This window comes from Clostridium sp. BSD2780061688st1 H5, from assembly GCF_005845155.1.
Lineage (GTDB): Bacteria > Bacillota > Clostridia > Lachnospirales > Lachnospiraceae > Claveliimonas > Claveliimonas intestinigallinarum.
The window spans coordinates 1-22,287 of record NZ_SPGT01000003.1 but is presented as its reverse complement, the minus strand read 5'-3'; the positions used below and the strand labels follow the sequence as shown (position 1 = coordinate 22,287).

At 40.6% G+C, this 22,287-nt stretch carries 23 protein-coding genes; 22 read left to right on the top strand and 1 reads right to left on the bottom strand.

The annotated features are described in order from the left end of the window. The first annotated feature begins 61 nt into the window (after window positions 1-61). Both pfkA and FGQ86_RS02735 read left to right on the top strand, forming a co-directional pair. A complete protein-coding gene (gene pfkA / locus FGQ86_RS02740) occupies window positions 62-1,042 on the top strand; it encodes a 6-phosphofructokinase (RefSeq protein ID WP_033126025.1) in 981 nt (326 codons plus the stop codon). Then, window positions 1,043-1,519: a DUF1934 domain-containing protein gene (locus FGQ86_RS02735; protein ID WP_033126026.1), complete on the top strand. Its 477-nt coding sequence runs from the start codon at window positions 1,043-1,045 to the stop codon at window positions 1,517-1,519. A 64-nt stretch (window positions 1,520-1,583) separates the two neighbouring features. On the opposite strand, the gene FGQ86_RS02730 is transcribed toward FGQ86_RS02735, so the two are convergent. Next, window positions 1,584-2,027 carry a hypothetical protein gene (locus FGQ86_RS02730; RefSeq protein WP_033126027.1) on the bottom strand — a complete coding sequence of 148 codons (444 nt, stop codon included), beginning with the start codon at window positions 2,025-2,027 and terminating at the stop codon, window positions 1,584-1,586. Between the two features lie 226 nt (window positions 2,028-2,253). Between FGQ86_RS02730 and tig the strand changes: the two genes are divergently transcribed. The 20 genes from tig to FGQ86_RS02630 all read left to right on the top strand — a co-directional run. Next, on the top strand, window positions 2,254-3,309 hold the full coding sequence (gene tig, locus FGQ86_RS02725; RefSeq protein ID WP_138302914.1) for a trigger factor: 1,056 nt from the start codon (window positions 2,254-2,256) through the stop codon (window positions 3,307-3,309). A 262-nt stretch (window positions 3,310-3,571) separates the two neighbouring features. Continuing rightward, the gene (locus tag FGQ86_RS02720) at window positions 3,572-4,723 is read left to right on the top strand and encodes a hypothetical protein (RefSeq protein ID WP_033126029.1); all 1,152 of its coding nucleotides are present in this window, start codon (window positions 3,572-3,574) and stop codon (window positions 4,721-4,723) included. A 94-nt stretch (window positions 4,724-4,817) separates the two neighbouring features. After that, window positions 4,818-5,795: a site-specific integrase gene (locus FGQ86_RS02715; protein ID WP_138302913.1), complete on the top strand. Its 978-nt coding sequence runs from the start codon at window positions 4,818-4,820 to the stop codon at window positions 5,793-5,795. Between the two features lie 302 nt (window positions 5,796-6,097). After that, window positions 6,098-6,604: a transcription termination/antitermination NusG family protein gene (locus FGQ86_RS02710; RefSeq protein WP_138302912.1), complete on the top strand. Its 507-nt coding sequence runs from the start codon at window positions 6,098-6,100 to the stop codon at window positions 6,602-6,604. Between the two features lie 169 nt (window positions 6,605-6,773). Beyond that, window positions 6,774-7,301, top strand: coding sequence for a transcription termination/antitermination NusG family protein (locus FGQ86_RS02705; RefSeq protein ID WP_138302911.1), 528 nt, complete (start codon window positions 6,774-6,776; stop codon window positions 7,299-7,301). A gap of 106 nt (window positions 7,302-7,407) precedes the next feature. Next, a complete protein-coding gene (locus FGQ86_RS02700) occupies window positions 7,408-8,631 on the top strand; it encodes a DegT/DnrJ/EryC1/StrS family aminotransferase (protein WP_138302910.1) in 1,224 nt (407 codons plus the stop codon). After that, window positions 8,619-9,809 carry an ATP-grasp domain-containing protein gene (locus tag FGQ86_RS02695; RefSeq protein ID WP_171031497.1) on the top strand — a complete coding sequence of 397 codons (1,191 nt, stop codon included), beginning with the start codon at window positions 8,619-8,621 and terminating at the stop codon, window positions 9,807-9,809. The genes FGQ86_RS02700 and FGQ86_RS02695 overlap by 13 nt, the downstream gene beginning before the upstream one ends. Before the next feature lie 16 nt (window positions 9,810-9,825). After that, window positions 9,826-10,485, top strand: a complete 660-nt coding sequence (locus FGQ86_RS02690) for a DapH/DapD/GlmU-related protein (protein ID WP_138302909.1) — start codon at window positions 9,826-9,828, stop codon at window positions 10,483-10,485. Window positions 10,486-10,495: 10 nt separating this feature from the next. Continuing rightward, on the top strand, window positions 10,496-11,092 hold the full coding sequence (locus FGQ86_RS02685) for a sugar transferase (RefSeq protein WP_138302908.1): 597 nt from the start codon (window positions 10,496-10,498) through the stop codon (window positions 11,090-11,092). Continuing rightward, window positions 11,079-12,341, top strand: coding sequence for a glycosyltransferase family 4 protein (locus FGQ86_RS02680; protein ID WP_138302907.1), 1,263 nt, complete (start codon window positions 11,079-11,081; stop codon window positions 12,339-12,341). Before FGQ86_RS02685 ends, FGQ86_RS02680 begins: the two co-directional genes overlap by 14 nt. After that, window positions 12,341-13,408: a glycosyltransferase family 4 protein gene (locus tag FGQ86_RS02675; protein ID WP_138302906.1), complete on the top strand. Its 1,068-nt coding sequence runs from the start codon at window positions 12,341-12,343 to the stop codon at window positions 13,406-13,408. The genes FGQ86_RS02680 and FGQ86_RS02675 overlap by 1 nt, the downstream gene beginning before the upstream one ends. Next, entirely contained in the window at window positions 13,401-13,949 is a 549-nt protein-coding gene (locus tag FGQ86_RS02670) for a CatB-related O-acetyltransferase (protein WP_243127134.1), read from the top strand. Before FGQ86_RS02675 ends, FGQ86_RS02670 begins: the two co-directional genes overlap by 8 nt. After that, window positions 13,946-15,100 carry a glycosyltransferase gene (locus FGQ86_RS02665; protein WP_138302905.1) on the top strand — a complete coding sequence of 385 codons (1,155 nt, stop codon included), beginning with the start codon at window positions 13,946-13,948 and terminating at the stop codon, window positions 15,098-15,100. The genes FGQ86_RS02670 and FGQ86_RS02665 overlap by 4 nt, the downstream gene beginning before the upstream one ends. Window positions 15,101-15,108: 8 nt before the next feature. Continuing rightward, window positions 15,109-16,323 (top strand): hypothetical protein, encoded by a 1,215-nt coding sequence (locus FGQ86_RS02660; protein WP_138302904.1) that lies wholly within the window; start codon window positions 15,109-15,111, stop codon window positions 16,321-16,323. Between the two features lie 44 nt (window positions 16,324-16,367). Next, window positions 16,368-17,897: a hypothetical protein gene (locus FGQ86_RS02655; RefSeq protein WP_138302903.1), complete on the top strand. Its 1,530-nt coding sequence runs from the start codon at window positions 16,368-16,370 to the stop codon at window positions 17,895-17,897. Between the two features lie 2 nt (window positions 17,898-17,899). Continuing rightward, the gene (locus FGQ86_RS02650) at window positions 17,900-18,844 is read left to right on the top strand and encodes a glycosyltransferase (protein ID WP_138302902.1); all 945 of its coding nucleotides are present in this window, start codon (window positions 17,900-17,902) and stop codon (window positions 18,842-18,844) included. After that, window positions 18,841-20,001: a glycosyltransferase gene (locus FGQ86_RS02645; RefSeq protein WP_138302901.1), complete on the top strand. Its 1,161-nt coding sequence runs from the start codon at window positions 18,841-18,843 to the stop codon at window positions 19,999-20,001. Before FGQ86_RS02650 ends, FGQ86_RS02645 begins: the two co-directional genes overlap by 4 nt. Window positions 20,002-20,037: 36 nt before the next feature. Further along, window positions 20,038-21,249 carry a glycosyltransferase gene (locus tag FGQ86_RS02640; protein WP_138302900.1) on the top strand — a complete coding sequence of 404 codons (1,212 nt, stop codon included), beginning with the start codon at window positions 20,038-20,040 and terminating at the stop codon, window positions 21,247-21,249. A gap of 28 nt (window positions 21,250-21,277) precedes the next feature. After that, a complete protein-coding gene (locus tag FGQ86_RS16575; RefSeq protein ID WP_138302899.1) occupies window positions 21,278-21,802 on the top strand; it encodes an acyltransferase in 525 nt (174 codons plus the stop codon). A 114-nt stretch (window positions 21,803-21,916) separates the two neighbouring features. Then, the coding region (locus tag FGQ86_RS02630; RefSeq protein ID WP_195639063.1) for a polysaccharide biosynthesis protein at window positions 21,917-22,287 on the top strand (371 nt) is incomplete at its 3' end.

Genomic DNA, 22,287 nt, shown 5'->3' with positions numbered 1-22,287 from the left:
GAATGGTAAAGAATAAGAGAAAGATCCAGATTATGAATACACGACAAATGGAGGAAAAATCATGGCAGAGAAGAAGGTAATTCGTACGATCGGAGTTTTGACAAGCGGCGGTGACGCCCCTGGAATGAACGCTGCGATCCGTGCGGTAGTGAGGACAGCTTTAGGGAAAGGCTTAAAGGTAAGGGGTATCCGCAAGGGATATCAGGGACTTCTGGATGAAGAGATCATAGACCTGACTGCGAGAGATGTATCCGACACGATCCAGAGAGGAGGCACCATTCTGCAGACAGCCCGCTGTGAGGAGATGCGCACAGAGGAGGGACAGCAGAAGGCTGCGGCTATCTGTAAGAAATACGGCATTGACGGCCTGGTAGTCATCGGAGGAGACGGCTCCTTCGCGGGCGCTCAGAAGCTGGCAAACCTGGGGATCAACACCATCGGTATCCCGGGAACCATCGACCTGGACATCGCCTGTACAGAATATACGATTGGATTTGACACAGCTGTAAACACAGCTATGGAGGCTATTGACAAGGTAAGAGATACTTCCACATCCCACGAGAGATGCTCCATCATCGAGGTTATGGGAAGAGACGCCGGATGGCTGGCCCTGTGGTGCGGTATCGCCAACGGCGCTGAGAGGATCCTTCTTCCCGAGGAGCACGACTTTGATGAGGCCGCGATCATCGCGGATATCCAGGAGTGCAGAAAGCGTGGAAAGAAGAACTATATCATCATCAACGCGGAGGGAATCGGCGGCTCCATTGAGCTGGCCAAGAGAATTGAGGCGGCCACAGGCATGGAGACAAGAGCCACCATCCTGGGACACATGCAGCGCGGCGGAAGCCCCACATGTAAGGATCGTGTGTACGCTTCCATCATGGGCGCGAAGGCAGTAGATCTTCTGATTGAGGGCAAGAGCAACCGCGTAGTTGGATACAAAGGCGGCGAGTATGTAGACTTTGATATCAACGAGGCGCTGAACATGCAGAAACAGATTCCTGCTTATCAGTATGAGATCGCGAGAGAGCTGGCACTGTAAATGACAAAGGATGTATTGATCAGTATTTCCGGACTCCACTTCGGTGCAGGGGAGGAGAACGGGGAGGGCGAGCCGGTGGAGATCATCACTCCGGCCGCCTATTATCTGAAGAATGACAGGCACTACGTACTCTACGACGAGGTCGTGGAGGGCGTGCCCGGCACGGTCAAAAATACGATCAAGATCATAGGCGACAGCCTGTTCGAGGTGCGCAAAAGCGGGATCGCCAACGCCCGGATGGTGTTTGAGAAGGGCAGGATGAACATGACCGCCTACGAGACGCCTTACGGGGAAATGATGGTGGGCATCCACACGAGAGATATCACCACCGAGGTGTCAGAGGACAGGATCGACGTACACATCAGCTACGCCCTGGACATCAACAGCGAGCCCCTGTCCGATTGTGAGATAGATGTGACCATCCGCCCGGTGCAGCCGGCACAGCCGGCGCAGGGTTCTGCCCCGGAGCAGATATAAAACCAGAAAAAAACTCCAGGCCTTTCAGCCTGGAGTTTTTTTGCCTCATTATACATGATACGTACTATATTTTGTCCCGAAGCCTGGCGATAAAGCCCTTCTTCTTCGGGGGCGCTTCCAGAGGACCGCGCAGGCCTCTCACCGCTGTGATATAGATGCCGCTCACGGTTGCCTTGACTTCCTTTTTCACGGGAATCAGGGGATACACCTTTGAGTCGCACATCAGCGTCATGATCTTTGGCCCAACCTTTGCCTTCACAACCGGCACCTTGGACCGGCGCAGATACTTGGGTGTGTTTTCCAGCACGATGGAAGGAAAGCCTGCGTCTCTCAGGCGCATGGTACGCTTGTCAATGATAAGCATGGTAACTGTCTGTGCCGCGGCGTCCAGCTGCTCCTGCTGCTCAGCCTGTCTCCTCTCCGCCTTTCTGCCGAGGAAGTACAGCACGATACACGCAATGATCAAAACGACCAGAATTACTAACAAAACAATCGTCAATGTATTCACGGGGAAACCTCCTCACTATGTAATAATCGCACAGTATATTTTAACATTGTTTAGGGGGTTGCGCAATGTTTTTCTTGGAGAGATTTGGCCTTTTGCGGGGAAAGACAATGAAAAAAGCATAAACTTACTTTTATTCAAAAGCGGGATGTGCTATACTGATACGAGTATCCGGTAAAGATGAAAGACAGGGTACAGAAGAAATCATAAACGATTAAGAGGTGTAGACATGAAAAGAAAAGCAGCGCTTTTACTGGCCGGCATGCTGGTATGCTCCGCCGCGCTGGCAGGATGCTCCGGCAGCAACCAGGCGTCAAATGACTATGTGACTGTCGGCGGCTACAAAGGGATAGAAGTGGACAAGGTGGCAGATCAGGAGGAAGTGACAGACGAGGATATTGACAACTATATAGCCTCTGTTCAGCAGCAGAATGCCCAGGAGGTGACAGACCGCCCTGTCCAGGAGGGAGACATTGCCAACATTGACTTTGTGGGCAAGATGGACGGACAGGAGTTCGATGGCGGCTCCGGTCAGGGCTATGATCTGACCATCGGCTCCGGCCAGTTTATCGATGGATTTGAGGACAGCATCATCGGGCACAATGTGGGAGAGACCTTTGACTGGAACGGTCAGTTTCCGGATCCCTATACTCGAAACCCGGATTTCTCCGGCAAGCCGGTGACATTTACCATCACAGTCAACTCTATCAGCACCCTTCCCGAGGTAAACGATGACTTTGTGAAGACCGTGTCTGATGAGTCAACGACAGTGGACGAGTACAGAGAGGAAGTCAAGAAAACTCTGGAGGAGTCCGCAAAGGACAACTACGACTACAGCCTGCAGGCAGAGGCCTGGGACGCGGTTCTTGAGAAGGCAGAGGTAGAGAAGTATCCGGAGGATGAGGTGAACGAGATCAAGGATCAGCTCATTCAGCAGTACAAGGACGCGGCAGAGTCCTACGGCATGACCTACGAGGACTTTATCTCAAGCCAGATGAACACGGACGTGGCCAGCTTTGAAAAGCAGGCGGAGGAGGCAGCTCAGCAGTCTATCAAGCAGAAGTATGTCGCCGAGGCCATCGCGGATAAGGAGAAGCTGACGCCTACAGATGAGGAGTACGAGGAGCATTTCCAGGAGTTGGCAGAGTCCTACGGCTTTGAGGATGTGGACGCGCTGAAGCAGGCGGCCTCAGAGGATGACCTGAAGGACATGGTGCTCCAGCAGATCGTGCAGGAGTGGCTGGCGGACAACTGCATACAGGTGGTCAATGACTCGGCGGAGTAGATGGAAGGGCCGGGTCAGGCTACAGACAAAGAGATTTTCAGGCAGGGCGTGGCTCTGCCTTTTTTATACTTCCAGGCATAAAGTACTGCTTGACAGTATATTGTAATTAATAAATTTGGCACATGTGTCAAAAATATTCAATGGAAGAGGCTCTGTATGGAGATTAGGAGAGAACAGCCTGAAGCTACAGACAGTATTTACCCAGATTTAACAATAACCCTCCTGTTTGCTTGCTATAATGAGAGCAGACAGGAGGGTTATTATGCACAAAGACAGCAGATTTATGAGAGAGCACCCGGTTGCCCTGATCGCACTGATCATAACCGTCGTGTGTCTGGCAGCAGGACTTTCCACAGGTGTCTCGGGGTTCCTGGGAGGAAAAGAGGGAATTTCCGGTTACATTTCCACCTGGGCCTGGAGGCTGGGAGTATCCTTTGCGGCTCTGTCCGCAGCGGCGTACATTGTTGTTCGGGGGATGAACGCAAACAAGCAGAAGGGACGGAGCATAGTCCGCACCGCCCTCATGGCCCTGGGAGTGGCGGTGTGCCTGCTTCTGGTGATCTGGCTGCTGCAGGCACCTATACGAGACATTCCCTATCTGATGGCGCCGGAAGGCGCCTATGTGCGCCAGCTCAGCTATGATGTGAGCACTGGTGAAGACACAGATCATTACTATGTGGAAGGGATCAGCGCAGAGGGAAAAGAGGTGCGTTTTCAGGTAAACAGATCCACGTACAGGCAAGGAAAAGAGCTGCTGGAGGAAAATCCGGGAGTGATCATGAAAATTGACTATCTTCCCCACACAGATGTGGTGATGGAACTGGATTACAAGGAAAATCTTGACCGAGCGGCCTATCAGGACAGGATCAGCCCGGAGCTCTCGGACAACCCTGAAAGCTTTCAGATCCAGATCGGACAGGATGTGTTTACAGTGCCCGTGGCAGTCAGCAGGCTGCGGGAGAAGGGCTGGAATTTTGTGAGTCAGGAGGAGGCAAATACAATGGTCGCATCTATTTTCGCCCCCTGGGAGAGCCGCTTTGAAGACCATCCCCTGATCCACCTTGTCAACGACAGCGGACAGACCATCACAGTATTTGTCCGCAATACGGCGGACCACGAGGCCCCTGCGCAGGACTGCATGGCAGATGTGATTTCCCTGAGCAATGACAATCTGGAATACGAGGGGATCGATGTGTTCCTTCCCGGAGAGCTGATCCTGTCCTGGTCCGGGAAAGAACAGATGACAGAGCAATACGGGAGACCGGATGAGATAAATGAGCTGGGAGATTATGAGACAGAATATACCTATCACCTTTTGGGAGAAGAGTACGGGCACAGGCTGCGGCTGGGCTACGGGGCAAATGATCTTCTGAACTCTATCTGGATAGAAAATTGGATAGAGGCGGATGATTGAAAAACGGGGCTGAAAACGTACAGAGACACACGGAATAGAATCCCGCTAAACCGTCCGATATAATTTTTACAAAAACGAGAGGACGGTTAGATCAATGGAGAACAAAAGAGACATGTCTGCGCTGCGCCGGCAGGAGCTGGCCCACATAGCGGCCTTTTGGCTGGAAAATGTCAGGAAGAGGATCAAGGAATCCTCCTACATCAAGTACGGGAACCTGCTTAAAAATCACATTTTACCTGAGCTTGGAGAACTGTATGTCACAGAGATCTCCACAGAGCGGGTGGACCGCTTTGTCCGGAGCAAGCTGCTGGAAGGGCGCAGGGATCACAGGGGCGGCCTGACCGAGAAGACTGTGAAGGATATACTGGCGGTCCTGAAGGAGGTATGCGGCTTTGCCGTGCAACTGGGCTATGAAATTCCCTGCCGGTTTGAGCTGATACGGCTGCGCCAGAGGGAGAGACAGATCCGGATACTGGACAGGGAGGAGCAGAGAGCGCTGGGAGCCTTTCTCTTCCAGGACGAGGGGCTTTTAAAGACAGGGGTTCTTCTCAGCCTCTACATGGGGCTGCGGATCGGCGAGGTCTGCGCCCTCAGGCGGGAGCATATCCGCTATGAGGAGGCGGTGCTCCAGGTGCGGCTTACCATGCAGCGCATCCAGGATCCGGAGGCGCACGGCGGGAAAAGGACCAAGATCATAGTGACAGCTCCCAAGAGCGATAAATCCCTGCGGGACATCCCCATCCCGCAGCCGCTTTTTGGAAGGCTTCTCGCTCTTTCCGGAGATGTGCCGGACAACGCCTATGTCCTTACCGGGCGGCCGGACCGGTTCATAGAGCCAAGGACAATGGAAAACGTGTTTAAGCGCTACCTGAGAGAATGTCACATGCCGGACATCAACTACCATGCCCTCCGGCACACCTTTGCCACCCGGTGCATTGAGAGCGGCTTTGATGTGAAGACGCTCAGCGAGATCCTGGGGCATGCCAACGTAAATATCACCCTGAACAGGTATGTCCACTCCTCCATGGAGCGCAAGAGGGAGAATATGGGCAGACTTCAGGTGCTGTACTAAAGTAAAAAGCCATTGCCTGGCCGGTGAAGAGCAGTTCTTCATCTGTCAGGCAATGGCTTTTTTCGTAGAGTAATCAGCTCTACGAAACCGAAGCTATTATAACGCATTTTTTTTTATAATTCAACAGGGAACCTTTGCCGGTGTATTAAGTTTGTGTAAGATTACAGGGCGTTTTCCCTGCTTTTTTCACGATACAGGGCAAATTTGATCAATTTATTTCTGCATTTCATATTATTTTATTCCCATTTTTCTCACCTGCTTTTCGTAGAGCTGATTAATCTACGAAAAACAGGAGTGATTTTATGTGGTGCATACTCAGATGCCAGTCCGAAAAGACAGAGCAGATCATGGAATCCTGCCGGAGAAATATATCCGGCCAGGTGCTGCGAGATGTTTTTACATTTACATACGAGAGAATGCGCCGCTATGAGGGCAGCTGGCACACAGAGACCAGATCCATGTTTCCTGGATACATTTTTCTGGAGACGGAAAAGCCGGATGAGCTGTCAGAGGCGCTTGAGCCGTACCGCGGCGTGGTGTCTGTCATGGAGAATGACAGGCTGCTGCTGAGGGTACAGCCGGAAGAAGAAGAGTTCCTCCGCAGTCTGTGCGGCAGAGAGCATCATCTTGCAATGTCACAGGGCTATATCCGCGACGGGATCACCCACATAACGGAGGGACCGCTTGTGGGGATGGAAAGACGGATACGGAGGATTGACAGGCATAAGCGTCTTGCGGACATTGCGGCACCGGTGCAGGGCATGGAAGGACCGGTGAGGGCAGGCCTGGAGATCACATCCAAGAGCTAAAAAACAAGAATTCAATCAATCAGAAAAATACGAAGATCAGAACCATTGTCTGTGGTCAGTGCCATGGGGAATGGAGATTTTTGTGATAGTGGTATGTGGCAGCAGTCCGGAATTTTTTGAAATTGCGGATATGGCGGAGCATACCCAAAAAGGGGCTGCATGAATCGATATGTGGTATGTGATACAGACAACGACAGGCAGCGAAGAAGCGCTTGTCTGTTTGATAAAGGAAATGATTTCAGAGGATTTCTATAAGGAATGCTTCTATATAAAAAGAGAGTGCGCCAGGAAAGAGGGGGATGGATGGCATATACATCTCGGAACCATGTTCCCGGGCTATCTCTTTGTGGACACTGACAAACCAAAGGAGATGTACATGAAGCTGAAGAAAGTCCCAAAGCTGACAAAGCTCCTGAAAGAAGAGGGAGAGACATTTCTGGCAGTGTCGGAGGAAGAGCAGCGTTTCCTGGAAGAAATCCAGGACAGACAGCATGTGGTGAGAAGATCCCTTGTACAGCTGGAGGCTGACAGGAAGATCATCAGCGCAGACGGGCCGGTAGGGCGGTATCTTTCCCATATCGTCAGGCAGAGGATCCGCAAGCGCTATGTGCTGATCGAGAGGGAGCTTCTGGGAGAGAAGAGAAGCATCTTATTTGGGATCAGACTGGAAGAAGATAAGCTGGCAGATGACGACTGAGAGAGTCGGAGCATCTGCCGGCTGTTTTTATTGCATGAACGTATTACTAAAGCGGGATATTTGAACCATAAGTATAAAACGAGAATGAAGGAGGAGGGTGTTATAGATGAGGAATGTGCCATTTAGCCCGCCGGATGTGGGTGAAGAAGAGATCAAAGAGATAGCGGAGGCTGTGAACAGCGGCTGGATTACGACAGGGCCAAAGACAAAACAGTTTGAAAATGAGATAGCGCAGTACTGCCATACAAACAAGGCCGTGTGTCTGAACTCAGCTACTGCCTGTCTTGAATCCATCCTGCGTCTGCTGGGAATAGGACCGGGGGATGAGGTCGTTACATCCGCCTATACATATACGGCATCAGCCAGTCCGGTGTGCCATGTAGGCGCAAAGCTGGTACTGGTGGATGTGCAGAAGGACAGTTATGAGATGGACTACGAACTGTTGGAAAATGCTGTCACCGAAAAGACGAAGGCCATTATCCCGGTTGACCTGGGAGGTGTTGTGTGCGACTACGAGAAGATATATAAGATCGTGAACCGACAGAAAAATAAATTTCATCCGAACGGCCCGATACAGGAAGCGTTGGGAAGGGTAGCTGTAGTGACAGATGCGGCACACGCTTTTGGAGCCAGGAGAAAGATGGACGGTGACTGGAAAATGTGCGGGGAGATCGCAGATTTTACCAGCTTTTCATTCCATGCGGTCAAAAATCTTACTACTGCGGAGGGAGGGGCACTGACCTGGCGCTCTATAGACGGAATAGAGGATGAATGGATCTACAAGCAGTTTATGCTCCTGTCACTCCATGGACAGTCCAAGGACGCGTTGGCCAAGACGCAGCTGGGAGCCTGGGAATACGATATAGTTTCCCCGGCTTACAAGTGCAATATGACGGATATCATGGCAGCGCTGGGCCTGGCGCAGTTCCGCCGTTATCCCGGTCTTCTGGCAAGAAGAAAGGATATTATAAGAAAATATGACCAGGCACTTCGCCCTCTGGGCGTGGAGGTGCTGGAGCATTACACAGATGAGGCTGTTTCCAGCGGGCACCTGTATCTGACACGGATACCAGGCATCCATGCAAAGGAGCGCAACGAGATCATCACAAAGCTGGCAGAGCAGGGGATTGCATCCAATGTTCACTATAAACCGCTTCCTATGATGACGGCATATAAGAATCTGGGATTTGACATCAAGGATTATCCCCGGGCTTATGAAAGATATGAAAATGAAATAACGCTGCCGCTGCATACGAAGCTGGCTGATGAGGATGTGGAGTATGTGGTGGAAAATTTTGGGAGAATATTAACTGAATTATGGAAAAACTAATGATTTTAGGAGCAAGTGACTTGCAACTTCCAGCGTATTTAGAAGCAAGGAAAATGGGGTTACATACAATAGGGGTAGACATTGATCAAAATGCGCCTGCTTTATGTTATGCAGATAAACCTTTAATAATCAGTACAATTGATACAAAAAGAATTCTTGAAGCTGCAGAAAAGTATAGTATAGATGGTATTATGACGTTAGCAAGCGATATGCCAATTAGATCGGTGGCAAAGGTTGCAAAAGAATTAAATCTTGTAGGAATTTCTGAGGAGACAGCGTTGAATGCAACAGATAAGTACAAAATGAGGGTATGTTTAAAAAATGCAGGTGTTCCGATACCAAAATTCTACAAAGTTAATTCTTGGAAAGAATATGTTAGGGCTTTAGAAAATTTTAAAGAAGAATGCATTGTAAAACCTACAGACAATTCTGGGAGTCGTGGCATATATGTTATAGAAAATATTCATGATTATGAACAAATAAAAAAAGCATATGAATACAGTAAATCGTATTCGCGTAAAGGGTGGATTCTTGTAGAGGAATTCATGCGTGGCGAAGAAGTGAGTGTGGAAGCACTGACATATGATGGGAAAACGGATATTATACAAGTTACTGATAAAAAGACAACAGGCATTCCGTATTTTGTGGAAGTAGGTCATTCACAGCCAAGTAGACATACTACGAAGGAGATTGAAGCTATAAAGAGTGTAACGAAAAGAGCCGTGAAAGCAGTTGGGATTGATAATGGACCTTCACATACAGAAATAAAATTAACAAAAGAAGGTGCCAAAATAGTTGAACTGGGAGCACGCTTAGGAGGCGGGAATATCACAACGCATCTAGTGCCTCTATCTACAGGGGTTAATATGGTAAAAGCTTGTATTAATTTAGCATTAGGGAAGAAAAATTATCCCAGGCAAACGCTAAACAGAGCTTCTGCTATAAAATTTTTGGTTGGCAAAGAGGGAACATTACGTGCCATAAATAATATTGAAAGAGCTAAAGAAATACCAGGTATATGTGAAATTAATATTACAAAACATGTGGGAGAGAATGTGCATGATCCAATCAATGGCTCAGAAAGACTAGGATATGTGATTTCTAGTGCAGATACAGTTACTGAAGCAGAAAAAATATGTCAAATTGCTAGTGATATGATAGAACTTGAAATAGTATAAAATTTTGGTGATTGCTATGAGAAAATGTATCTTATTCGGAACAACATGTTTTTCGGAACTGATTGCAAATTATATATCGATAGAGGAAGAGTTTGAAATTCTTTGCTACACAGTAAATAGAAAATACTACTCAACTACTATGTTCGATGATAAACCGGTTGTCCCGTTTGAACAGTTAGAGAATTTTTATAATATGGACGATATTGGAATTATTAATACTGTCGGATATACAAATATGAATTCAATAAGAGAAAGGATTTACTGTCAGTGTAAAGAGAAAGGCTACAAAGTAGAATCATATGTAAGCCCTAATGCGGTAATATATGCTAATGAAAAAGATATAGGGGAAGGGAATCTTATTCTACCGTCTGCATTTGTAGGTCATAATATTAAAATTGGAAATAATAATATTATCTTTTCGGGAGTAAATCTTACACATGAAATAAAGATTGGAAATAATAATTTTTTTGCAGCAGGTAGTACCATAGGTGGTTATGTTACTATTAAGAATAACTGCTTCTTAGGATTGAATTCAATAATTAAAAACCGAGTAGAATTAGAAGACAGAACATTAGTTGGTGCAGGCGCATATATATCTCATAGTACGGAAAAAAATAGTGTCTATGTGCCACCAAAATCATACAAATTAGATAAATACAGTAATGAGTTGATATAGGGGTGGGATTATGTATAAAAGATTTGGTAAACGGTTTATAGACATTATTTTGAGTGGTATAGGTATTATAATCATCTTTCCAGTCTGTTTGATTGTATCTATTGCTATTCTTTTAGAAGACGGCGGGCCAGTATTATATTGTGGAGAGAGGTTAGGAAAAAATGGGACAAAATTTAAAATGTATAAATTTCGCTCTATGTATAAAAATGCACCGGATTTGCGAAATAATGACGGAAGTACATATAACGCAATTGATGATCCTAGAGTTACTAAAGTCGGCCATTTTCTTAGAGAAACTAGTATCGATGAATTACCACAATTATTTAATGTATTAAAAGGGGAAATGAGTTTAATTGGTCCACGGGCAAGTGTAGGGGATTCTCTTACTGGATATGCAAAAGATGAACTTGGGAAATTGACTGTTCGCCCGGGAATTACTGGATATGTCCAGGCATATTACCGAAATGGACTTACAGTTCATGAAAAAAGATTACAGGATGTGTGGTATGCTCAAAATATTTCATTAGTATTAGACATTAAGATAATTATAAAAACGATAAGTACCGTTTTATTAAGAAAAGGATTATATACGAATGGAAACAAATAAAAAGTGTAAGAAAATATTGAGACTTTTGGCCTACTATAATCCGGAAATAACAGCAAGTACTCATCTTATTGAGGATCTGGAAAAAGCATGCTTACATAATGGATTTGAAATAGACTATGTATGTCCGACACCTTCCAGAGGAATCGGTAAAAAGATCAGAAAAACTTATAAGAAGATGCTATTTGAAAAAAAATGTCAAGGAGCAGTAAGAGTGCACCGTTTCAAGCTGCTTTCAGAACATAAAAATGTTTTTCTGAGGGCATGCAGATATCTGTTGTCAAATATTAAACAATATAATCTTGCTAAAAGAATAAAAAATATCGATATTATTTTGGCTGGAAGTACACCCCCTACCCAGGGATTAGTTGCGGCATTTTTAAAAAAGAAATTAAAAAAACCTATGGTTTATATTTTACAAGATATATTCCCGGACTCTTTAATAAGTACAGGAATTATTCAAAAGAAATCGTTGATTTATCAGATAGGTAGAGTGATAGAAAATTACACTTATAAATATGCAGATAAAATTATTGTGGTCAATCAGACATTTTATGAGAATTTAGTAAAAAAGGGTGTTGATGAAGAAAAAATTGAAATAGTTTACAATTGGATTGATTGTAATGAGGTACATCCGATAGAAAAAAAAGATAATATATTGTTTCAAGAATTAGATATAGGTAGAGAAAAATTTACAGTCGTTTATGCAGGGAATATGGGTACGGCTCAAGATATACAGACAATTTTTGAAGCCTTGCGGATGTTGAAGGGGCATGAAGATATTCAATTCTTGCTTTTTGGAAATCACGATGCAGTAGAGCAGTATAAAAAGATAATAACGGATATGGAAAATACATATTTATTTCCGCTACAGCCTAAAGAAAAAATATCAGAAGTGTATAGTATGGGAGATGTCTCAATTGTGATTTGTAAAAAAGGAGCTGGAGGAACTGCTATGCCTAGTAAAACTTGGAGCATAATGGCTACGGCGACACCGGTTTTAGCTTGTTTTGATTTAGATTCTGAATTGAGTAAGATATTGAAAGACACAAAGAGCGGTTTTGTTTGTGAAGCTGGTAATCCACAAAAACTAAAGGAAACTATCTTGAGAATATATAAGCACAAAAAACAATGTGTTGAATTCGGGAAGAATGGAAGAAATTTTGTGGTTCAAAACTTAAGTGCAGATGTTGGAACAAAACATTATGTCGATATTATAAATGAAGTTGTTAATAAATACGGAGAAATATAATGAATATATTATTAGAATCCCCACTTCCGCCTCCGGCAGGTGGAATTGCAACATGGACAGAAAAGTACTTGGAATACTGTAAACAGAATGTTATCAAAGTTACATTGGTTAATACTGCAACAATTGGAAGAAGAAAGCAGGGAGGAGGGAGAAAGCAATTTTGGGGAGATGAACTGATTCGCTGTAGTCAAATTGCCTTACATACTATAAAGGGATTAAAGAAAAAACCCGAAATTGCACATATTAATACATCATGTTCAAAAAGGGGAATAATAAGAGATTATATTATTTTATCACTAATTAAGAGGAAAAAGGTACGGGTTATAGTGCAATGCCATTGTAATATTGAGACTGAAATGGGATCAGGACGTGTTGAAAATTGTTTCCTAAAAAAGTTATGTTCAAAAGCAGATAGAGTATTATGTTTAAATAAATCCTCAATAAGGTACTTACACGGTCTTGGGATAAAAAATGTAGAGCTATTTCCTAACTTTATAGATGATGAGATGATTATAGAAAAAGAAAAAAAAATCAACCAAAATCTATCACGAATATTGTTTGTAGGGCATGTGGCGAGAAAAAAAGGAATTTGTGAATTAATTGAGACAGCAAGAGAATTTCCAGAGATTCAGTTTGACGTGGTTGGAGAAATTTTTAAAAATCAAATAGAGAATATTCAGCTTCCCTTAAATGTCATTTTGCATGGAAATAAGTCCCATGGAGAGGTTGCCAGATATTTAGATAAAGCAGATCTTTTTGTCCTTCCGTCTTATTCGGAAGGTTTTTCATTAGCGGTATTGGAGGCTATGGCAAGAGCACTACCCATTATTGCTACAGATGTTGGCTATAACAGAGAATTGTTACAAAAGGGGAATGGGATTGGGGGAATAATTATTCCGCCTGGAGATGTCACAGAACTAAAAAGTGCTGTCAAAGACCTCTTCGAAGTTAGAACACGAAAAAAAATGTCTATAAGAAATTTAAGGGAGGTGAAAGAGTATTCAAGAACGCGAGTTTTACATAGACTTTTTCAAATGTATAACGAGGTAATAGGTAATAATGTATAGAATTATAAAAAAAATTAGTTGGATTATATATAAAATCTTAATCATGCCTTTTATAAAACGTGACATGAAACATTGTGGTAAACAAGTTACTATAGGAAGGAAAAGCATATTTAGCGGCATTGAGAATATATCTATAGGAAACCACTCTTCGATTGGGAGTAAGGCACTTTTTTTGTCTACACGTGCAGAAATAATAATAGGAGAGTGGGTTATGCTTGCCCCCTGTGTGACTATTATTACAGGTAATCACAGGACAGATATCGTTGGTAAATATATGGCACAAATTAGTGATAAAGAAAAGGAACCAGAGAATGACCAATCAGTTCAGATATGTGATGATGTATGGGTAGGAGCAAATACAACTATTTTGAAAGGTGTTACGATAGGAGAAGGGGCAATAGTAGCAGCGGGTGCAGTGGTGACTAAAAGTGTGCCACCCTATGCTATTGTGGGAGGAAACCCTGCAAAAATAATAAAATACCGTTTTAGTAAAGAACAGCAGGAAGAACATTTGCGTATCAAAAAAATGGAGAAAAGATGAAAGCAATAATTATTACATTTGACAAATATCCGAATCAGGATGCGGGGGCAGTACGTTTGCATATGTTTGCGCATATATTAAAAGATACGGGATATTCCGTCAAGATAATTTCTATGGGACAAAGTACCGATTTTGTTTGGAAAGAAAAGGATGATATTGAATATGTTTCGTTTCGATCAAGAAGAGAGGGGAAATGTTTTCGTATATTGGACTATATTTTATTTCCCATACATTTAGCAAAAGAGCTTAGTAAAGAAACATATAAGGTGATTCTTCATACTCAGATAGATAAGATAAGTTTAGATGTTATTAAAAGTTATAGTAAGAGAAAGAAATGTAATCTTCTATATGATGCTGTTGAATGGTTTTCACCTGAGCAGTTTATGCGAGGAGAAAAATCCAGAGGATATAAACAGAACGATGCTTATAATACAAAATGGATTGGTCCAGAACATCAAGTGATAGCAATTAGCCATTATTTGACAGAACACTTTGTAAAAAGGGAAATTGATACGATAAATGTGCCTGTGATTTTGGATGTACAAGAAATTTCTTTCAAAAAAAATCTTTCCGAGGATAAAGTAAAGATAGTATACGCAGGGAGCCCAGGCAAGAAGGATTATCTGGGAAATGTAGTAAGAGCAATTGGTCTTTTAAAGGCGGAAGAAAGAAAAAAAATAGAATTTATTATTATTGGTGTGACGGAGAAACAATTAGTCGATATGTTCGGTGTGAGCAGAGGAAGTTTAGAACAAATCAAAAGCACTGTCAAAATAAGAGGGAAAGTGTCAAGGGATGAAGTTTTAAAAGAGCTGCAAAGCGCAGACTTTACAATTCTTATCCGTAACGAAAAACAACGATATGCAAAAGCGGGATTTCCGACAAAGTATGTGGAAAGTCTGGCAACAGGAACACCAGTGATTTGTAATTTGACATCTGACATATCAGAATATACAGAAGACATGGTAAATGGTGTGGTTGTAAATGATGCAAAAGAGGAAAGTATCTGTGTTGCTTTGGAAAAAGTACTAGCACTAACAGGAGAACAGAGAAAAGCTATGTGTTTAAATGCAAGAAAAGTGGCAGAAAACAGATTTGATTATCGTTTGTTTACACCAAAGATAAAACATTTTATAGATAAAAATGACTAAGAGGTAATATGAAAAAATTAACAACATCTGAGCTAGTAATGTATATACTACTTTTTTTGTTTGCCGCTAATTTTATAAATATGGAAAGTCGGTTGATATTGATAGTGGCAGTCTCTGTCTTTATATTAACTAGTCCAAGGTTCTATTTGGATTTTGGGTTCGAAGCGATATTGATATTTTCGTTGGTCTTTTATTTAATGTCAGTTTATTATCATCCAGAATACCTTACCTATTACCTTATACCGTATTTATTAGCGCCTGGGCTAGGGTATCTGGCGGGAAATAAAATATACAAAATTAATCATACAAGCCAGAATATTAACGCAAGTATAAGAAGTGTTACATTAATTATTGTGTTGGGAAGGTTTGCGCATGGACTATTAAACCTGTTAGTTTCAGGTGGATATCAGACCTATAATAGAAACGGTATCGATGTATGGACAAACAGCGTTTTGGCTGCAACAGGTCAAGGCGCATTAATAACATTAAGTATTTCTTTGTTGTTTTATAGTGTATTTGTCTTAAAGTGGAGAGAAGCAAAGTCGAGCAAATTGATTTTGGTAGGTAGCGTAATTCTGTCCATTTATAATAGTATTATGACAGCATCTAGAACAGCCTTGATTGTTATGGTAATTGTGCTAATCATAAATATTATTTATATGATCTTTTCCAGTGACATGGGTATAAAGAAAAAAACAGGAAGACTGTTAATAATTGCAATAGTTTGTGTGGGAAGTTATGTTTTGTTTGTGAATAATGTCCTGAGGATATATGACAAATGGGAATCCTCTCCATTATATGAAAGAATGAATCTTTCTACGGGATATCTTGAAGGCGATGAAAATAGAGTAAACAGTATAAAGGAGACATTAACTAATGCGTGGGATCTTCCATTTGGGGACGGAAGTCTAGATACAGCGCACAATCTATGGCTTGATGTTTTGAAACAGGTGGGGTGGATACCTTTTTTACTTCTCGTAATTTTTACTGTTTTTGCGATAAAGCAAGTCGTAGATATCATGTGCTCAAAAAATGTATCCAAGGACAATAAATTCTTAATTTTATCGGTTACTTCAGCCTTTGTAATTAATTTTGCAGTAGAACCTATTTTTAAAGGAATGCCTTATTATTTTGTGTCATTTTGCATTTTTATTGGAATGCTTCATGGCGGAATTCGGATAGAAAAAAATCTAAAAAGGATAAGGGAGAAACGCTTATCATAAGGAGAGCATTGCGTTTTTACAGAGAAAAAGGAGAACATAATATTATGGCGTCAAATTTCTCGAAATCAGTTAAAAATATTGTGTGGACTTCAATATGTCAAATTACGACATTACTTATGAGCTTTATATCAAGAAGCATTTTTATTCATTTTTTGTCGGCAGAATACCTGGGTGTAAATGGCCTTTTTTCAAATATATTAACATTATTATCTTTTTCCGAACTGGGCATTGGAAATGTGATAATCTATACACTTTATGAACCTATAAAAACTAATAATTATCAAAAAATCAATGCCCTTTTGACTTTGTATAAAAAAGCTTACAGGATTATTGCCAGCGTAATGCTGGGGGCGGGGATACTTATAACTCCGTTTATCGAGTATTTGATTAAAGACAAACCAACGATTTCAGAAGATATACATTTGCTGTTTCTATTGTACTTGGGAAATACGGTTGTATCTTATTTATGTACATATAAAAAATCTATGCTCCTTGCTGACCAAAAAGCATATATTAATAATTTGGTTACGAATATTGCTCAGATTACATTAATGATTGTACAATGTATAGTCTTATATCTGACACATTCTTTTATATTATATTTGGTTTGCCAGATTATATGTACGTTTTTAATTAATGTTATATTAACAATTATTGTAAACAAACAATATCCTCATATATTGTCTTCGTCTGGTGCTCCGTTAAGCAAGGAAGAAAAGCACTCAATTTTTATCAACATAAAAGCATTAGCAATTTCAAAAATAAGTGGTGTTGTGGCTAATGGAACAGCAAATATTATTATTTCAAAAATGTTTGGACTTATATCGGTCGGCTTGACCGCTAATTATACAATGGTAACTAACTCTGTAAATAATATATTTTATAATGCTCTTACCAGTATTTCTTCAAGTATAGGTAATTTTAATGTTGATAGCAATGTGGAGGCTAAAAGAAGGATATTTGATGAATTGTTTATGGCAGTATATTTATTATATAGCTTTGTATGCGTTTGTTTAACAGTCTTGTTACAACCATTTATTGTACAGTGGCTAGGGCAATCTTATTTGATGTCTTTTTTTACTGTAGTTGCACTTGTTTTATCAATTTATGTTGGAGGTATCAACTATCCAATATATGCGTTTAGAACGACGCATGGATACTTCCGGGAGGTACAGTATACTTATATGATATCGGCTATTATGAATATTATACTTGCAATGTTTTTCGGGAAGGCAATGGGAGTAGGGGGAGTGTTTTTTGCTATTAGTTTCTCGAAATTATTTATTACAGAAGTGGCAGATAGCTATTATACGTACAAAAAAATTTTGAGAAGAAAGCATGTGTATTATTTATATAGGTATTTGATTTTTTTTGCTCTTTTGGTAGTAAATACGATTATATGTTTCGGAGGCGTGAGCTTAATTTCTTTAAGTGGATGGATAGGAGTATTTGTAAAAGGTGCAGTATGTGCAATACTAAATATTTTAGTGAATATTGTTTTTTTTGCACATCGTTGGGAGTTTAAAGATTTAGTTGCCCGCTATAAAAAATTAGTCTTAAGTAGGAGAAAATAAATATGGAAAATCCGGAAATATCGATAATTGTTCCTGTCTATAATGTTGAAAAGTACTTACGACGATGTCTAGAAAGTATACAAAAGCAAAAATATAGGGATTATGAGGTTATTTTAGTTGATGATGGTTCTACCGATATGAGTAGACAAATATGTGAAGAATTTGTACAGTCTGATTCAAGATTTCAACTTATTATTCAAGAAAACGGCGGACTATCAGTTGCAAGAAATCATGCGATGAAAAGAGCAAAAGGAAACTTTGTTGTCTTTATAGATAGTGATGATTATATTATGCCGGATTATCTGGAACACATGAAACAGATTTCTGAAAAGACACAAGCTGATATTGTTAAATGTTCTTATTTTTATGGCAAGATTGAAAGAGATAAAGAGCCCACAGTAAAAATTATGGGAGCAAGGGAGTTTACGAAATTATTATTAGAAGACAAAATAGGCAGTCAGCTATGGCAATATCTATATAAAAGAGAACTGTGGAATGGTATCAGTAGTCCAAAAGGAAGATATGCACAAGATATGATGATTTTACATGAGGTTGCTAATCGTGCTAGCACTATTGCTATAACTGATGAGAAGTTATACTTTTATTTTATTGACCGCAAAGATAGTACATCTAACAGCTCAGAGAAAAAAATAAAAGGTGCATTGGATAGGGCGATGGCGTTTTATATGAGATATAGCTTTGCAAAAGAGCATGGATATTCAGAAAGTTGTGAAATATTAGCAAAATATGTTCTGGACTACTTAAATAATGCCTTAACAATGAAAAAAGTATTAGACAATCGATACCGAGAAGATATTAAGAAGTTATCCAGTTTTATTCGAAAGGAACAGAAAAACTGGAAAAGTGATATTAAATATAAGGTGCTAGAGATATTTTTAGGGTATTGTCCAAATGTGTATTGTGCATTGAAAGGATATAAAAAATGATTATTACTTTTTACTCAAATTATTTATCACATCACCAGTTACCTTTTTCGGAAGCAATGTACGGAATTCTGGGAAGTGATTACAGATTTGTTTCTTGTCAGGAGTTTGATAAAGAACGTCTAAAACTGGGATGGGAACATGGGAAGAAAAAAGAATATGAACTGCGTCCGTATGAGTCGATAGAAGAAAAGCAATACGCTGAAAAACTGGCATATATAAGTGATGTTGTAATTTGGGGATCAGCAGATTACAAATATTTACAAATAAGGAAAAGAAACAACAAAATTGTTTTTAGATATTCAGAACGATTGCTGAAAAAAGGATTAAAAAAAGAATTGTTGACACTCAATTTTTTTCGCTACGTAAAATTGAACTGTTTAGCAGCTTTGCCTAATTCTTATCTTCTTAGTGCAAGTGCTTATGCGCCGTTTGACTATAAGCTTACAGCAGGGAGATTTAAATACTGTTTTAAATGGGGATATTTTCCAGAGAGTATCAAATATAATATTGACAATCTAATGAAGTTAAAACAGGATACTACTATTAAGATTGTATGGTGTGCAAGGTTTATATATTTGAAACACCCTGAAAAAGTAATAGAGCTTGCACAGTATCTTTCCAAGAAAAATTATAAATTTTCTATTGAGATGATTGGAGACGGAGAGCTTCTTCAAAGTATAAAATGTAAAATTAATGAATTGTGCTTGGCGGATTATGTCCATGTAGTAGGAAGGGTCAAATCAGAAGATGTTAGGCATTATATGGAAAGAGCAAATATTTTCTTATTTACTAGTGATTATAATGAAGGTTGGGGAGCTGTACTTAATGAAGCAATGAATAGCGGATGTGCTGTTGTTACAAGTGATGCAGCAGGATCAGCGAAATATCTGGTGAAAAATGGCGATAATGGATTTATCTATCAATATGATGATATGATGGAGTTATATAAAGAAATAGAATTTCTATTACAACATCCAAAAAAGATAAGACGAATGGGAGTTGCAGCTTATAATACAATTACGAAAATGTGGAATGCCGAAGAAGCCAGCAGGAGATTTGTGGGTTTATGTAGTGCTCTGTTGAAGGGGGAGATTAAGGAAGAAGCAGAAGGCCCTCTGAGTAAAGCATGTATAGTAAAGCCATATAAAATTTGGTAGATAAGATAACAGTATTATAGTAAGAGGCAGTAGACGATGAAAGTAATGCAGATTAACGGAGTATTCCACAGAGGAAGTACAGGGGCTATCATAGATTCTATTGATCAACTACTAGAAAAAAATGGAATTGATACAGTTGTATGTTATGGGATTGGTCCCAGGGAAAAGAATGCGATTAAATTTTGTTATAGATATGAACAAGCGATATATAGGCGGGTTTCAAAAGTAATTGGTTTGCGGTATGGATTTGCACCATTTTCGACGAGACGCTTGATTAAAACCATAAAGAAAGAGGCTCCGGACATTGTACATTTGCATTCTGTAAATGGAAACTGTCTGAATATATATAGCTTATTAAAATGGCTAAAGAAGAATAGTATTTCAACTGTAATTACAAACCATGCAGAATTTTTTTATACGGGCAATTGTACTTCTACATATGGATGTACACGATTCCAAGAAGGCTGTTTAAAATGTCCGCATAAAAAATGGGCTACAGATGGTGCGATATATTGTAATACTAATAGAAGCTGGAAAAAAATGAAGGAGGCATTCGACGGATTTAAAAAGATTAGCATAGTGTCTGTGTCCGAATACATAACACGCCAGTCATTGAAATCTCCGATTGTTAATCAGTTTAGGCATGAAACCATATTTAATGGAATTGATACCAATATTTTTTATCCAAGAAACGCTAGAAGTATAAAAGAAAGACATGGAATTAAAATAAATGAAAAAGTCCTCCTTTTTGTAACTGCTGAATTTTCAACAGATAAGAACCATTTAAAAGGTGGATATTATTTTATAAAATTAGCAGAACTTATGAGACATTTCCCATATAAGTTTGTTCTTGTGGGAAGTGTTAAGAATATAGATGAAAGTAAATATCCCAATATCCTATTTGTTGGTTCGGTTTACGAAAAAAATTTGCTTGCAGAATATTATTCTATGGCAGATGTTACGTTATCATTGAGTAAAGCAGAGAGTTTTGGATTAACTTGCGCAGAATCATTATGTTGTGGGACTCCAGTGGCAGGTTTTAAATCTGGTGGGGCAAATAGTATAAGTATACAGCAATATAGCTTTTTTACAGAGGTTGGGAATGTCAAAGAACTTGCTGATCATCTTGAAGAGTTTATTGATCTGTGTGCAAATAAGAAAGGGATTATTAGTAGTAAAGCACGAGAACGCTATTCTGATACAAAAATGGGGGAACAATATATGAGATTATATAAAACTATGCTTTAATATTTTAGAAAGGGAAGGGATAAGAACAATGATTTTAAAATCGCTAATCAATAAATACTTCCAACTATATAGGCCTTATGAATACGCAAAAAAAGTAGGCGTTAACTTTACAGGTAATGGGAAGGTAAAAATTTATGGAAAATGTTCCTACGGATCAGAACCTTGGATTATTTCTATGGGAGATAATGTATTTATTACAAACAATTGTCAATTCATAACGCATGACGGAGGAACGCTTCTGTTTCGCAAAGAGCTTCCGGATCTAGAAGTCACGAAACCTATTGTTATAAAGAATAATGTGTATATAGGGAATAATGTGACAATTTTACCAGGAGTAACTATCGGAAACAATGTGGTCATCGGTGCATGTTCTGTAGTTACCAAAGATATACCGGATAATTCAGTTTATGCAGGAAATCCGGCTCGTTTTATTAAGGGAATAGATGAGTATAAAGAAAAATTACAACAAGAGTCTTTACATTTAGGAAATTTGAAGGGCAGAGAAAAAGACGAAGCCTTAAAGAAATATTATCATTATGGAGAGCTGAAATAGGAAAATGTTTTGACAATAGAATATCATCTGACGAAAAAGTTTTTCTTCCATAATATAAATATGGGAGAATTTTTTTATTAAACAAAAACAAAGGAGATCAAACCAATGAGCAGTATATTTGCAGGTAAAACCTTAATAATCACCGGCGGCACCGGCTCCTTCGGGAACGCCGTCCTGGACCGGTTCTTAAAGACAGATATAGGGGAGATCCGCATATTTTCCCGCGATGAGTTAAAGCAGGATAATATGCGGCATTTTTATCAGCGGGAATTCCCCGAGTACAGCGACAAGCTGAAGTTCTATATCGGGGATGTGCGGGATATCCAGTCCGTGAAAAATGCTATGCACGGCGTGGACTACATCTTCCACGCAGCGGCCCTGAAGCAGGTGCCCTCCTGCGAGTTCTTTCCCATCGAGGCGGTGAAGACCAATGTCCTGGGCACCGAGAACGTGCTGACCGCGGCCATCGAGGCAGGGGTGAAGAA

Coding starts and splice junctions, on each gene's coding strand:
- pfkA (WP_033126025.1), top strand. CDS start 62: ATGGCAGAGAAGAAGGTAATTCGTACGATCGGAGTTTTGACAAGCGGC.
- FGQ86_RS02735 (WP_033126026.1), top strand. CDS start 1,043: ATGACAAAGGATGTATTGATCAGTATTTCCGGACTCCACTTCGGTGCA.
- tig (WP_138302914.1), top strand. CDS start 2,254: ATGAAAAGAAAAGCAGCGCTTTTACTGGCCGGCATGCTGGTATGCTCC.
- FGQ86_RS02720 (WP_033126029.1), top strand. CDS start 3,572: ATGCACAAAGACAGCAGATTTATGAGAGAGCACCCGGTTGCCCTGATC.
- FGQ86_RS02715 (WP_138302913.1), top strand. CDS start 4,818: ATGGAGAACAAAAGAGACATGTCTGCGCTGCGCCGGCAGGAGCTGGCC.
- FGQ86_RS02710 (WP_138302912.1), top strand. CDS start 6,098: ATGTGGTGCATACTCAGATGCCAGTCCGAAAAGACAGAGCAGATCATG.
- FGQ86_RS02705 (WP_138302911.1), top strand. CDS start 6,774: ATGTGGTATGTGATACAGACAACGACAGGCAGCGAAGAAGCGCTTGTC.
- FGQ86_RS02700 (WP_138302910.1), top strand. CDS start 7,408: ATGAGGAATGTGCCATTTAGCCCGCCGGATGTGGGTGAAGAAGAGATC.
- FGQ86_RS02695 (WP_171031497.1), top strand. CDS start 8,619: ATGGAAAAACTAATGATTTTAGGAGCAAGTGACTTGCAACTTCCAGCG.
- FGQ86_RS02690 (WP_138302909.1), top strand. CDS start 9,826: ATGAGAAAATGTATCTTATTCGGAACAACATGTTTTTCGGAACTGATT.
- FGQ86_RS02685 (WP_138302908.1), top strand. CDS start 10,496: ATGTATAAAAGATTTGGTAAACGGTTTATAGACATTATTTTGAGTGGT.
- FGQ86_RS02680 (WP_138302907.1), top strand. CDS start 11,079: ATGGAAACAAATAAAAAGTGTAAGAAAATATTGAGACTTTTGGCCTAC.
- FGQ86_RS02675 (WP_138302906.1), top strand. CDS start 12,341: ATGAATATATTATTAGAATCCCCACTTCCGCCTCCGGCAGGTGGAATT.
- FGQ86_RS02670 (WP_243127134.1), top strand. CDS start 13,401: ATGTATAGAATTATAAAAAAAATTAGTTGGATTATATATAAAATCTTA.
- FGQ86_RS02665 (WP_138302905.1), top strand. CDS start 13,946: ATGAAAGCAATAATTATTACATTTGACAAATATCCGAATCAGGATGCG.
- FGQ86_RS02660 (WP_138302904.1), top strand. CDS start 15,109: ATGAAAAAATTAACAACATCTGAGCTAGTAATGTATATACTACTTTTT.
- FGQ86_RS02655 (WP_138302903.1), top strand. CDS start 16,368: ATGGCGTCAAATTTCTCGAAATCAGTTAAAAATATTGTGTGGACTTCA.
- FGQ86_RS02650 (WP_138302902.1), top strand. CDS start 17,900: ATGGAAAATCCGGAAATATCGATAATTGTTCCTGTCTATAATGTTGAA.
- FGQ86_RS02645 (WP_138302901.1), top strand. CDS start 18,841: ATGATTATTACTTTTTACTCAAATTATTTATCACATCACCAGTTACCT.
- FGQ86_RS02640 (WP_138302900.1), top strand. CDS start 20,038: ATGAAAGTAATGCAGATTAACGGAGTATTCCACAGAGGAAGTACAGGG.
- FGQ86_RS16575 (WP_138302899.1), top strand. CDS start 21,278: ATGATTTTAAAATCGCTAATCAATAAATACTTCCAACTATATAGGCCT.